This is a genomic window from Neoaquamicrobium sediminum (assembly GCF_013240295.1).
GTDB lineage: Bacteria > Pseudomonadota > Alphaproteobacteria > Rhizobiales > Rhizobiaceae > Aerobium > Aerobium sediminum.
In genome coordinates, this window is record NZ_JABETK010000003.1 from 384,305 (window position 1) to 396,800 (window position 12,496).

Below are 12,496 nucleotides of genomic sequence, written 5' to 3' on the forward strand. Positions count from 1 at the left end.
ATCGTGACGGCCGGCGGCGGATCGAGCGCCTATGGCGACGCGACCACCCTGCTCCACCCGATCCTCGAGGCCGGGCTGACCAATGTCGGTTTCCATGCCATATGCGATCCGGAAGCGGCTTTGAAAGCGCAGGAAGCGGGCGTCGGCAACACGGTGCGCCTGAAGCTGGGCGGCAAGGTGGACCCGTCCATCGGCGGGGCGCCTCTGGATGTGACCGGGGAGGTCGTAACGCTCTCCAGCGGCCACTTCATCGCCTACGGCCCGATCGGCGGCGGCACATGGCGCAACCACGGCCTCAGCGCGCTTCTGCGGATCGATGGCGTTGAAGTCGTGGTGATCACCAATAACGGGCAGGCGACCGATCTGGCGCAGTTCACGTCACTGGGCGTGGACCCCCACCGCAAATCCACGCTTGTGGTCAAGTCGATGCAGCATTTCCGCGCCGCATTCGAGCCGATTGCCCGCAACGTGATCGAGGTCGATACCGGGGCGCTTTCGACCAAAAACTTCCTCGCTCGCCTCTACAAGCACATAAGGCGGCCGATCTGGCCGCTGGACGACATTTGATCCGAGACCGGCGAGCTTTTCTGCTTGGAAGAGAACGCAACAAATCAAAATGCGCACTTGATCAGTGAAGAATCGAACTCCAGCACCGATCGAAATTCTGCTCGACAGGGCGATCAACCCGCCCAAAACGCCTTCAACGGCATCCAGATCGCCATTGCCATCATCATCAGATTTTCGGTTAGGGACACAAAGCCGAGCGGCACGTTGCTCGAACCGCCCACACAGGCGCATTTCAGCTCGCGTTTATCAACGTAGACAGCTTTGAAGACCGAAGTCGCGCCAATGGTACCAATGAAGAACGCAACGGGAGCAGCTATCCACATAAGCGCGCCGGCGATCATCAGGATACCCGCCAGCGCTTCGCCGAAAGGGTAGAGATATCCGTAGCGGACCCAGCGACGGGCCAGCAGGTCGTAGTTCAGGAACATCGTCGAGAAGCTTTCGACGTCCTGCAATTTCTGCACGGCGAGTATGGTCATGCTGATCGCGACGAACCATTCGATGGCCCGGATGGTCAGGACGGTTCCGAAGGCCGCCCAGCTGAAAGCAAGCGCCATGAGAAACGCGACCGAGAAGATGGTTATGACGGGCTGGTAGCTGGTTTCGTCCTTGTTTTCGACATGCTCTCCGAAATATTCCCGCAACTGGTCGTACCCGCCAATCCGCTGTCCATCTATGAAGGTCTGCGGGGTCGTCTCGACCCTATGCTGGCGCTTGAAGGCGTCGGTCTGCTCACGAGTCTCAAGGTGCCGATCTTCCACGTCAAAACCGTTCCGCTCCAAAAGATCCTTGGATTTCAGGCCATACGGACAAAGATGGTCCGGCATGACCATCCTGTAGAGCGTGGCCTTCTTTGCATTTCGATCTAGTGCCATGACTGAATTCCCTTCGCTGCCCGTCGGCGCGCGGATCGGGCAATTGATACAAGCCTCAACCGCTGCACGTATAGAAGCCGCGATATCCGACACTCAGACCCCGCTCGAGCTCAAAAACGAGTTCGGCATCGGCGCGCCAGTCGCCTTCGTCGCCGAGACGCCGGACGCTGACTGTCATGCCGGGCGTGGTGAACCCGGCCGCCTCGCCTTGGGGATCGCCCGCCGCATCCAGCGCGAGCAGAACGCCGTTCAGCTTGGCGGCTGCGCCATCCTCGCCGGCCCAGAGGATCGGCTCGGATTCGGGACTGCGGTTGAACGTGCAACTGGCGCCCCCTTCCATCACTTGTGATGCCTCCGCCTCGCTCATCGGCGCCAGATCGAGTGTGGAAACGAGCAAATTCGAAAGAGCATCTTCTACGTCACCCGGCTCGGCTGGAGGGTCCTGGTAGACGTCGTCGGCGACATTGCCACCCGAGACGTCAGCGATGAGATAGCGCATCTCGGCGATCTCCCGCCGCTGCGCCTCGATGATCTCGTCAGCGAGCTTGCGCACACGCTGATCGCGGATCTGCGCCCGCTCGGACGTCATGACGGCGATTGAATGATGCGGGATCATCGCGCGCATGTAGCTCGGCCCGGAAACCGTGACCTGGCTGCGCACCAGCCAAAGCGACAATGCGAAGACGACTACCGCCCCAACGAAGATGGCGATGTTCAGCGACGTATTCTTGTACATCCCCAGCATGTAGGCGAGCATAATGATCGCCATCGTCGCGCCCATCAGGACCGCCATATAGGTGCGAGTCTCCGAAAAGAAGACGTGCTCCCACGCATAGGTGTTGAGGTACATGAGGATGAACATCACCACGGTGGAGGTGAGGATCATCAGTCCAAAACGGACATAGGACATTCAAATGCTCCTGCTTTTCGTCCCGCCTCTCGCGGGATCAACCTTTCGAGCGGTCGAAAAGATTGATCAACTCGTCGACCTTTTGCTTCTGGTCGGCCGCATTTCCGGACGCGATCGCGCTCGCCACGCATTCGGTTGCATGGTCGCGAAGGATTTCGTTCTCAGCACGCGAAAGCGCCACGCGCACGGCCTGGATCTGGTGCAGGATGTCGATGCAGTAGCGGTCCTCCGCCATCATGCGCGATATGCCCTGCACCTGGCCGGCAATCCGGTTGAGGCGAGCAACTTTCGATTTTCTGCGTTCCGCATCCATTCTCGTCGATACCCCATATGGGTATGTGAGAAACCACCATCGGCCAAAGATGTTCCAAGGTCGCCGACTTACGGCATTATCCGGTCACCCTGCGATCTGGCCGGGCCACCGTCTGCGAATGCTCGGTACGACGGGCCAATGTTCTCGACACGGCCGGCAATCGAAGGTAATTGTCCGACGATGCGACACCTATGCGCCGCGCTTCTGATCTTGTTTGCCGCTATCTCCGCCAGCGGGGCGGCGAGTAGCGCTGCCACCGCAACGCCATTGGTCAAGTTGGCCCTTGGCCAGGTAGATCAAATGTCCGGCTGTACCGAATGCGTGGACATGGATTCGATTGCGGACACCTGCGAGATGGTCTGTGTCGCGTCCTCAGTGGCGCTGCCCATTCGGGGGTCCGAACTCCCGCTGCCAGAAAGATCGCCTACCCCGGCGATGTCCGATCGCGGCATGCCGGACCGTACCGGCCCGCCTGAACACCACCCTCCCCGCTAGATTCCGCTGCAGGCGCCAACCAGAACGTTTGAACATCACCGCTTCGCGCCACGTTCGTGCGCAGCAAGTGGCGTTGTTGATCGGTTCGCGATCGCCCATCGCCGCGCACTCACGCATTTCCGGGATCATTGCCATGAACGACATTTGCATGCCGGCGCTGTCGCGCCGCAATTTCCTGACTTCCTTACTGGCGACAGCCGTCCTGCCGTGGGCGACGACGAGCCCTGGTGCGGCTGCGCCGAACGTAAGACAATTCCGCCTCCGGGCCGCCACCGGGACGGCGAGTCTCAACCCGCGATCGGAACAGGAAACCGGGGTCTGGGCCTACAACAAAACCGTGCCGGGACCGGAATTGCGGGTCCGACAAGGCGACCGCCTGCGCATCATGGTCGAGAACGGGCTGGCGAAGGAAACCACAGTGCACTGGCATGGCGTCCGGACACCAAACGCCATGGACGGCGTGCCACATCTTACCCAGAGGCCAATCGCGACAGGCGACAGTTTCGCCTATGAATTCGACGCACTTGACGCAGGTACCTTCTGGTACCATCCCCACCAGCGCAGCTTCGAACAGGTGGACCGGGGGCTTTACGGCGCCCTGGTCATCGAGGAGGCTAACCCCATCCCCGTCGACCGGGACCTAGTCTGGGTGCTGGATGACTGGCGGCTAACACATCAAGGCGATGCCAGCGACGATTTCGGACACCCGCATGACGCAGCCCATAACGGGCGGATGGGCAACATCGTCACCATCAACGGCCAGGTGCCCGAAACGTTTGAGGTACGCCGCGGCGAACGGATTCGCCTACGGCTGATCAACGCCGCCAATGCGCGAATATTCGGTCTCGACTTCAGAGACCATCAGCCGGTTGTGATCGCACTCGACGGTCAACCGGTCACGCCACACTCACAGGAGGCGGGCCGGATCGTCCTCGGCCCCGCCATGCGTGCCGACATTGTCCTCGATTGCACGGGGCGCCCAGGCGAGCGTTTCACCATCGAGGACACGTTTTATACCGGGCTGGAATACAATCTCCTCACCATTGCCTATCAAGATGAACCGCTGCGCGAGGCTGTGCCCGATTGGCCGTTGGAATTGCCCGCCAACCCACTTGCCGAGCCCGATTTCGCCAATGCTTTGCGCCACGAGGTGCTGTTTACCGGCGGAATGATGGGCGCGATGGTGATGCAAGAGATGGGCCTTGCCACCGCCTCCGGAGGAACTGTGGACGGAATGGGCGCCATGATGCGCGGCGGCGGGATCTGGCTGGTCAACGGCGTCGCGGCGGAGGGCCATGTCCTAGAGCCCATGCTCGCTCTGCCGCGCGGCAAAAGCTGCGTGCTCGCGATGACCAACGCAACCGCATGGCATCACCCCATCCACCTGCATGGACATTCGTTTCGGGTAATCTCGCGCGACGGCGCGCCAACAAGTCACCGCGAATGGCGCGACACGGTGCTGATGGCGCCGCGCGAAAGGATCGAGATCGCATTTGTCGCCGACAATCCCGGCGACTGGATGTTTCACTGCCACATCCTCGAACACCAGGCCTCGGGCATGACCAGCGTCATCCGGGTTGCCTGATCAAATCAGAAAAGGAGCAAGACATGCGCAATCTGACCTTCACCGTACTCGCCGCCACGGTCGCCACCACTGCTTCAATCTATGCCTTCCTGCCCAGCACGGCCGAAGCGCAGGAGGTGATGCTCTACAAGAATCCGCAATGCGGTTGCTGCGAGAGCTACGCCGATTACCTGCGGCAGAACGGCTTCACCGTAACCGTAGAGCCGACCCATCAACTCGCCTCCATGAGCCGCGAGGCAGGGGTGCCCGACGACGTGCAAGGCTGTCACCTTTCGATCATCGAAGGCTACGCCGTAAGTGGCCATGTACCGGTCGCGACTGTCTCGAAGTTGCTGACGGGGCGCCCTGACATCAAGGGCGTGACGCTGCCCGGCATGCCGCTCGGTTCGCCCGGTATGGGCGGCGCCAAGGAACGCCCGTTTGAAATCCTCGAGATTTCGAAATCCGGCACCGTCGCCGGTATCTATGCGCGGGAGTAGCGCTCATGAAACATCCCCTAACCTTGGTCGCTGTCGCCGTCGGCGCATTCGCCGTCATTTTGCTAGCGGTCACTGGCAGGCTGCCGCTGGGCGGCGCCAAGGAGGATATCATGAGCGGCCGCATGCTTTACGCCGAGCACTGCGCCTCCTGCCACGGGGCCAACCTCGAGGGCCAGCCGGACTGGAAGCAACCGCTCCCAACTGGGCGTCTGCCCGCGCCGCCGCACGACGCCACAGGCCACACCTGGCACCACCCCGACGGCGTGCTTTACCGTATTACCAGGGAAGGGACTGCCGCTGTTGTCGGCGGCGGCTACCAGAGCGACATGCCGGGTTTTGGCGATATTCTGCCGGACAGCGACATCCGGGCGGTGCTCGATTACATAAAGAGCACCTGGCCAGAACGCGAACGCGATTATCAAAAGGAGATAAGTCGCAGGGAACAGAAAGAGGGATCGTCATGATCTCGCCCGCTGGTACACAACAACCAGCCTTTCGGCCCTGGCCTTTGTACCTCCATCGAATGGCAATTGATCGCCTAAATGGTGTTCTCTCAGCACCTTCGAAGCGTTCATCCGCCGCCAATCTGACCAACGATAGCGGGGCGGCCTGTAATTCGCCTTCCCGTTCGATCGAAACAAAGCATTGACCTTACAGTCGGTGGAAGGTGGACCATGGCATGTTCGGGACGAACACACGCGATTGCCAAAGGAGGAATCCATGGCCTCCGACGACAGAATTCTCGCTGAAGCGATTCTCGATGCATTCCGCATTGCCCTCACTGAGCAACGGCTGCAGGTAGCGGAGCATCTTCTGATGGCGCTCGAGCGCTTGGAACGGGATGGCTGCTGCCATGCTTGTCCCGCCAAGGCTTACAAACTCATCTGCGGCGATGAGGTTACAAACCCGGATGAAACCCGTTTGGATCGAGGCGGAGTGTCAATGACGTCGAAAAACCCGAGGCGGCCGGCCAGCCCACAGGCGCCGCGCGGTTCGCGGCGCTCCTAAGCGGCGTGCTCACCGGCAGAAAGCAGCGCGATTGTCGTACGAGCCCTCAGCCAGGCTCGCACATAGCGGACACGGCGTGCCGGCTGGCGTGGAAAGGCGGTTGGCTCAAGCGTGCCATCGTTGGCGAAGCTCTGCCGATCGACCCGTTCGGCGGCCGGTTCTCATTGCAATAAGCCTCAAACTCACACCTTGAGATCGCATGGCAGGCTCGCACAGCCGAGCCGACAGAACATTACATTATTTTATACTTCATGGAAGCTCACGGAAAATGTCCCAACCTAGGATCTTTCCTCGGCACATTGACGTGCCCTCAAAAGGATAGACCAAATGAAGAAGCAGCTTATTTTCGTGTCGCTCGCCCTGATTTCCATGAGTTCCACTGCTCTGGCGATCGAGCCACTCGCCGAGGGAACATCAAGATTGAATGCCATCCTGCAGGGTCACGGACAACCGGGAGAAACTGCTACTTCGAGGTCCAATCCCGAGATATCATTTCGTGTCCTCGCCAATGGGCTGGTTGAGCGCACAAACGAACGCTACGGTACGGTTTCCATCATGAACCCCAAGCAACAGGTTCGGGAGCGTCTCGGCGGTCGCTGAACGGCGTTCACATTTGAGACGGGACCGGCTGTCAATCGGGTGCGACGCCTGCCGGCCTTAGCTGGAAAACATGCCCGGCAATATCGATCGCAATAACGTGCAGGGTCAATGGCCTGACCCTGCAGACTTGGGACGATGTGGGCGCCCGAGCCTAGCGACGACTCCACGGCATTCATTCCGTCGCTTCCCTTGATCAAGGTTTGGCGTCGCCGAGCATAAATCCCCAACCTTGTGAACATGAACCTGTGGCATTTTGGGTGTCAGAGCGTCGCTTGCCGCCACGTTTTCACCTTACAGAAATGTAAAGGACGACTCCTTGACCGACGACGGAGCTTCCAGCATAGCATTAGCCATGGGTGAATCGCGCCGGATATCGACACGACTTCTGGGACTTGCGGCCAGGCTGCTCCTAGCACTTGTGCTGTTTGCTGCCCCCTATGCGCAGGTAGCGTCTGCAAACTTTACATTCGCCGACGCGGACCATCATATGACGATATCTGCCGACACCAACGGCCATCCCGCCTCAGTACATGGGCATTCGCGGGGGAAACCGCTGAAGACACGGTAAGTGAAGCCGACGGTGCCGCGTTGCCCTTTGCGGCCACAGCAGAGAAGTGTTGTGACCTTTTCTGTGCGGGCGTAGCCTGTATCGTCCCGTTTTACGGGCTTGCATCCCGCGAACCGATAGTTGTCACCCACATGCTCGTCGATACGAATGTGGCGCCAGGCGAGTGGGTCCTTCCGCACCGGCCTCCGAATACCTGATCTGAATTTCGTTTTGCCGAGTCAATGACCGCAGGAGTTTTGTCCGCGGCAGGACTCCTCGAATTCAACGATCAGGTAATTCACATGAAAATGACCGTTTCGATGGTCGCGCTGCCGCTATTCATGGGCGGTTGTGCAGCGACTTTGCCGACTGACGTCACACCGACTCGATCACCCGAACTGCCCTATGAGGTAAGCCCGCTTCATCACCACAATCCGATTGGCGCCTACACGCACCGCACCCCGGTAGAGCCTCGCCCGTGGCGGGAGCAAAACGATGCTCAGAGACCGGGAGGTGGTCGATGAACCGCACAGCGAGAACAGCATTGATCCTTGCCCTCCCTCTTGTCGCGGGCGGGTGTGCAGTCACCGCCCAGGAGGCCGTCTACGCGGACGCGTTCGCCGGGTTCAGCACGGTAGAGGCCACCACACGGACGGCCACCGGCAAGAATGCCGTTTGGATCCAAGACAAGCAGACTGCCGACGCGACAAGCTCGAAAGTCCAGGCTTTGGTCCGAGGCAAAACGATCAACGCCGACACGGCCGTGCAGGTCGCTCTTCTGAACAACAAGGGGCTTCAGGCTGCCTACGCCGAGCTTGGACTTTCAGCTGCCGACGCATGGCAGGAAACCATGTTCGTCAATCCGACGGCTTCGATCGGCGTACTCGGCCTGGGCGCGCCCGAACTCGGTGCCTTCCGAGCTGTCGAGGGAATGATCGTAAACAACATCTTTGCGCTCGTGACGCGGGACAGGCGCATCGACATTGCGGACACCCGCTTTCGCAAGGCACAGCTTGATGCGGCGGTCGCGACATTGGCATTGGCCGCGGATACTCGTCGCGCCTGGATCGAAGCCGCCTCGGCGTGGGAGCGTGTTGCCTATCTCAATCAGGCCAAGGCAGCCGCCGATGCTGCGTCGGAACTAGCGACCAGACTAGGCGAGACTGGGGCTCTGAACAAATCCGGTCAGGCGCGCGAACACGTCTTCTACGCTGAGCTGGCAGGGCAGACAGCGCGAGCTCGGCTCGCGGCCCGGAGCGCCAAGGCCGAACTCACCCGCCTGATGGGGCTTTGGGGGCGAATGTAGAATACGAGGTTCCAAACCGGTTGCCCCCGCTGCCGAAATCACTCGCCCGTATCGAAACCATTGAAACCGACGCCCTCGGTCATCGCGCAGACCTGAAGGCAGCCGCTCTGGAACTTGAGGCGCTGGCCAAGCAGTATGGTCTGACCGATGTCACCCGGTATATGACCGATATCGCTTTGGTAGCCGGCTTTGAAGCCGAGGGGGAACGAGAGGACGGTGAACGGAAAGTGTCAGTTTCGGGCGACCTGGACCTGGAGGTCGAGTTTGCAATTCCAATCTTCGACAGCGGCCGAGCACGCATGCGACGCGCTGAACTGGACTACATGGCAGCAGCCAACCGTCTCGCGGAAAGGGCTGTAACGGTGCGATCAGAGGCTCGCTCAGCCTACGACCAGTATAAGTCCACCTATGACATAGCGCGCCACTACCGGAACAACGTCTCCCCCTCCGTACAACGATCGAGGAACAATCTCTGCTGACTTACAACGGCATGATCACCAGCACCTTCGAATTGCTGGCAGATACGCGCGCCAAGATAGATTCTGTCCTGCTCTCCGTCGATGCGAAGCGCGATTTCTGGCTCGCCGAGGCCAATCTCGCTCCAACCATTTACGGAGGCCGCTCCGGCGGCGCGGAGACCGGTGGCGGAGAACCAGAGGCAGTCGCCGATGCGGGCGAAGCGGCAGGCCATTGAGAAAGGTTGGAGCTATGATGAATAGAAGACAATTGCTTGGTGCCGGCGCCACCGTCGTTGGTGCTGCGGCATGGACCAAGACCTCAGCCATGGGCCTGCCAGACGCGCCGATAATGGAAAGCGCTTCGACGCAGTCACCGTTGGTTCCGACATCCGGTCCGGATTACCAGCCGGTCGTCACCCTCAACGGCTGGACGTTGCCCCACAAAATGAACAACGGCGTCAAGGAGTTCCATCTCGTCGCCGAACCCGTTGAACGCGAAATGGCCGACGGGATGACCGCCTATCTTTGGGGATACAATGGCCAATCGCCAGGCCCGACGATCGAAGCTGTCGAAGGTGACCGGGTACGCATCTTCGTGACCAACAAGCTTCCGGAACATACCACCATCCATTGGCACGGCATGATCCTACCCTGTGGCATGGACGGGGTGGCAGGACTTACACAGCCCGCCATCCCCGCAGGGAAGACGTTCGTCTACGAGTTCGACCTCGTGAAGAGCGGTACCTTCATGTACCACCCGCATGGCGACGAAATGGTTCAGATGGCAATGGGTATGATGGGTTTTTTCGTCATCCATCCGAAAGACCCGCAATTTATGAGGGTAGACCGAGACTTCGTCTTCCTGCTCAACGCATACGATATCGATCCCGGTTCCTATGTGCCGCGGGTCATGGAGATGACCGATTTCAATATGTGGTGCTGGAACAGCCGCATATTTCCGGACATCGATCCCCTGGTGGTTTCGAGAAACGACCGGGTACGCGTCCGGGTCGGCAACCTCACCATGACCAACCATCCCATCCATATGCATGGCTACGACTTCGAGGTTACCTGCACCGACGGGGGATGGGTGAGGCCAGAAGCGCGTTGGCCGGAGGTATCGATCGACATTCCCGTGGGCGCGATGCGAGCCTATGAGTTCGACGCCGTCCATGAGGGCGACTGGGCGATCCACTGCCACAAGTCTCACCATACGATGAATGCCATGGGACACGATGTGCCGACCTTCATCGGCGCTGACAAATCGCGCGTCACGGCAATGATCCGGCGCCTGCAACCCGAATACATGCCGATGGGCACCAAGGGTATGGCGGACATGGCCGAGATGTCGATGCCGCTGCCCGATAACACCATCCCGATGATGACGGGATGGGGTCAGTTCGGTGCTATCGAAATGGGCGGAATGTTCTCGGTGGTTAAGGTTCGCGAGGGCATTGCCTCCGACGATTACTCGGATCCGGGTGACTATGAGCACCCGCCAGGAACCGTTGCCTACGAATGGACAGGCGACTTGCCTGCCGCTTCAAGCACAACAGGCGCGAAGACTCAGGCACCGGCCAAGCCGGCGTCAGAACCAGCAGCCGGACACGGCGGCCACGACTGACCCGCACAGACCGACAACATCAGCTTCAACAATGGAGACAGACCGAATGAAGACAGTAATCGCATCCGTCGCACTACTGATCCTTTCCGCAGGCGTGGCCGTCGCCTCACCAGGCCATTCTGGTAGCCACGAAGAAATGGCGGTCGGAATGCCAGGAGACGCGAAGAAGGCAACGCGAACGATCAACGTCACCATGTTCGAAAACGAAGACGGCCAGATGCTCTTTCAGCCCAATACGTTCGAGGTCAAAGAAGGGCAGACCGTCCGCTTCAGCATCCTGAACAAAGGAGAGCTCGACCACGAATTCGTGCTCGACCAGAAGGAGAAGAACGCCGAGCACAGGGCGTTGATGATGAGGTTTCCTGAGATGGAGCACGATGACCCCAATGCCATTCGCCTCGAAGCGGGCAAGCGCGGCAACATCGTCTGGACATTCTCCAACGCAGGTACTTTCGAATTCGCGTGCCTGATACCTGGCCACTACGAATCCGGCATGCACGGCGCCGTCGAAGTTTCTGCGAAGTAACTTTCACTAGAAGGAACACAAAGAATGAAAACCAAGTTCATCATCGCCACAGCCATAGCCGCCTCCATTGCCGCTCCGGTCATGGCGCAAGAATACACGAAGGGCACCGTCAAGGAGATCAAGGCCGACCAAGAGAAGGTGACTGTGACGCACGAAGAGCTCAAGAATCTCGACATGCCGGCCATGACCATGGTGTTCAAGGTCGCGGACCCGGCCATGCTCGACAGGCTGGAAGAAGGTGGCAACATCGAGTTCGTGGCCGACCGCGTACGCGGAAAGCTGACGATTACGGATCTGAAATAGTCACCATTGGCGTTCAACCACCGCCCCCGTCGGGGCGGTGGTTCTTCGAATTACAGCGACTCCGATCGCCAAAAAATCACAAAAAATGCAAACGGATACGCCCACCCGAGCTAGGCATCCAGCTCGGGCATAGCACGAGGTCATCACCGAGGAGGCTATCTCCGAAACAGGGCGATTAATATGAGGATTTTGCTGGTCGAAGACGACAAGCGGACGAGTGACTATATCTCGAGCGGCCTCGCATCCTCGGGTCATGTAACGGACGTACTACGTGACGGTAGGGATGCTTTGGCGGCAGGACTCAGAGAGCCATACGATGCCGCTATTGTCGATCGAATGATCCCAGGCCTCGACGGCCTTTCCTTAGTTCGCAGCTTGCGGGCAGCCGGCAGCAAGTTGCCAATTATCCTGTTGACCGCAATGGGTGGGCTTGAGGATCGGGTAGAAGGCCTTGACGCAGGTGCCGATGACTATCTTGCCAAACCATTCGCTTTTAGCGAATTGCTAGCGCGCTTGAATGCGGTCGGCAGGCGGCCACCCATCGCTCACCAAAAAACCGTTCTGCGAGTGGCAGATCTGGAGCTCGACTTGGTAAGGCGAGTCGCAAAGCGGGCCGGACGATGCGTCGAGTTGCTCCCCCGCGAGTTCGCGTTGCTGGAGTTCCTGATGCAAAATGAAGGACGCGTCCTGACAAAAACGATGTTGCTGGAACGGATCTGGAACTTCAATTTTGATCCGCAGAGCACCGTTGTAGAGACCCATGTCAGCCGCCTTCGAGCGAAGATTGACAAGCCTTTCGCAGTTCAGTTGATCCACACGATTCGTAACACCGGATACAGTCTGCATGCACCTCGGTAGACTGGTCCGCAGCACTCCCTTTCGTCTTGCGGCGCTGTACGT

At 59.4% G+C, this 12,496-nt stretch carries 13 protein-coding genes and 1 pseudogene; 11 read left to right on the forward strand and 3 right to left on the reverse strand.

What is annotated here, in order from left to right:
- Positions 1-3: 3 nt before the first annotated feature.
- Positions 4-567 carry an MlrC C-terminal domain-containing protein gene (locus HK436_RS24540; protein WP_194248641.1) on the forward strand — a complete coding sequence of 188 codons (564 nt, stop codon included), beginning with the start codon at positions 4-6 and terminating at the stop codon, positions 565-567.
- 113 nt (positions 568-680) lie between these two features.
- Here HK436_RS24540 and HK436_RS24545 read toward each other — a convergent pair whose 3' ends face one another.
- Genes HK436_RS24545 through HK436_RS24555 form a run of 3 tightly spaced genes read right to left on the reverse strand, consistent with a single transcriptional unit; the run spans position 681 to position 2,665 of the window.
- Positions 681-1,442: a glutaredoxin family protein gene (locus HK436_RS24545; protein ID WP_173194551.1), complete on the reverse strand. Its 762-nt coding sequence runs from the start codon at positions 1,440-1,442 to the stop codon at positions 681-683.
- Positions 1,443-1,497: 55 nt separating this feature from the next.
- Positions 1,498-2,352, reverse strand: coding sequence for a DUF6692 family protein (locus HK436_RS24550; RefSeq protein WP_173194278.1), 855 nt, complete (start codon positions 2,350-2,352; stop codon positions 1,498-1,500).
- A 37-nt stretch (positions 2,353-2,389) separates the two neighbouring features.
- Entirely contained in the window at positions 2,390-2,665 is a 276-nt protein-coding gene (locus HK436_RS24555) for a metal-sensitive transcriptional regulator (protein ID WP_173194280.1), read from the reverse strand.
- A gap of 337 nt (positions 2,666-3,002) precedes the next feature.
- On the opposite strand from HK436_RS24555, the gene HK436_RS24560 reads away from it, so the two are divergent.
- The 10 genes and pseudogenes from HK436_RS24560 (at position 3,003) to HK436_RS24605 (ending at position 12,454) form a co-directional block, all read left to right on the forward strand.
- A complete protein-coding gene (locus HK436_RS24560) occupies positions 3,003-4,745 on the forward strand; it encodes a multicopper oxidase family protein (RefSeq protein ID WP_244649388.1) in 1,743 nt (580 codons plus the stop codon).
- A 23-nt stretch (positions 4,746-4,768) separates the two neighbouring features.
- Entirely contained in the window at positions 4,769-5,224 is a 456-nt protein-coding gene (locus HK436_RS24565) for a DUF411 domain-containing protein (RefSeq protein ID WP_173194281.1), read from the forward strand.
- Positions 5,225-5,229: 5 nt separating this feature from the next.
- Positions 5,230-5,688 (forward strand): c-type cytochrome, encoded by a 459-nt coding sequence (locus HK436_RS24570; protein WP_173194283.1) that lies wholly within the window; start codon positions 5,230-5,232, stop codon positions 5,686-5,688.
- 256 nt (positions 5,689-5,944) lie between these two features.
- Positions 5,945-6,232 carry a hypothetical protein gene (locus HK436_RS24575; RefSeq protein WP_173194285.1) on the forward strand — a complete coding sequence of 96 codons (288 nt, stop codon included), beginning with the start codon at positions 5,945-5,947 and terminating at the stop codon, positions 6,230-6,232.
- A 327-nt stretch (positions 6,233-6,559) separates the two neighbouring features.
- On the forward strand, positions 6,560-6,832 hold the full coding sequence (locus tag HK436_RS24580) for a hypothetical protein (protein WP_173194287.1): 273 nt from the start codon (positions 6,560-6,562) through the stop codon (positions 6,830-6,832).
- A gap of 1,067 nt (positions 6,833-7,899) precedes the next feature.
- A pseudogene (locus HK436_RS24585) lies at positions 7,900-9,379 on the forward strand (TolC family protein).
- A gap of 14 nt (positions 9,380-9,393) precedes the next feature.
- The gene (locus HK436_RS24590; RefSeq protein ID WP_173194289.1) at positions 9,394-10,767 is read left to right on the forward strand and encodes a multicopper oxidase family protein; all 1,374 of its coding nucleotides are present in this window, start codon (positions 9,394-9,396) and stop codon (positions 10,765-10,767) included.
- Between the two features lie 46 nt (positions 10,768-10,813).
- On the forward strand, positions 10,814-11,293 hold the full coding sequence (locus HK436_RS24595; protein WP_173194291.1) for a cupredoxin domain-containing protein: 480 nt from the start codon (positions 10,814-10,816) through the stop codon (positions 11,291-11,293).
- Between the two features lie 24 nt (positions 11,294-11,317).
- Positions 11,318-11,596 carry a copper-binding protein gene (locus tag HK436_RS24600; RefSeq protein ID WP_173194293.1) on the forward strand — a complete coding sequence of 93 codons (279 nt, stop codon included), beginning with the start codon at positions 11,318-11,320 and terminating at the stop codon, positions 11,594-11,596.
- Positions 11,597-11,776: 180 nt separating this feature from the next.
- On the forward strand, positions 11,777-12,454 hold the full coding sequence (locus tag HK436_RS24605) for a winged helix-turn-helix domain-containing protein (protein ID WP_173194295.1): 678 nt from the start codon (positions 11,777-11,779) through the stop codon (positions 12,452-12,454).
- Positions 12,455-12,496 lie beyond the last annotated feature (42 nt).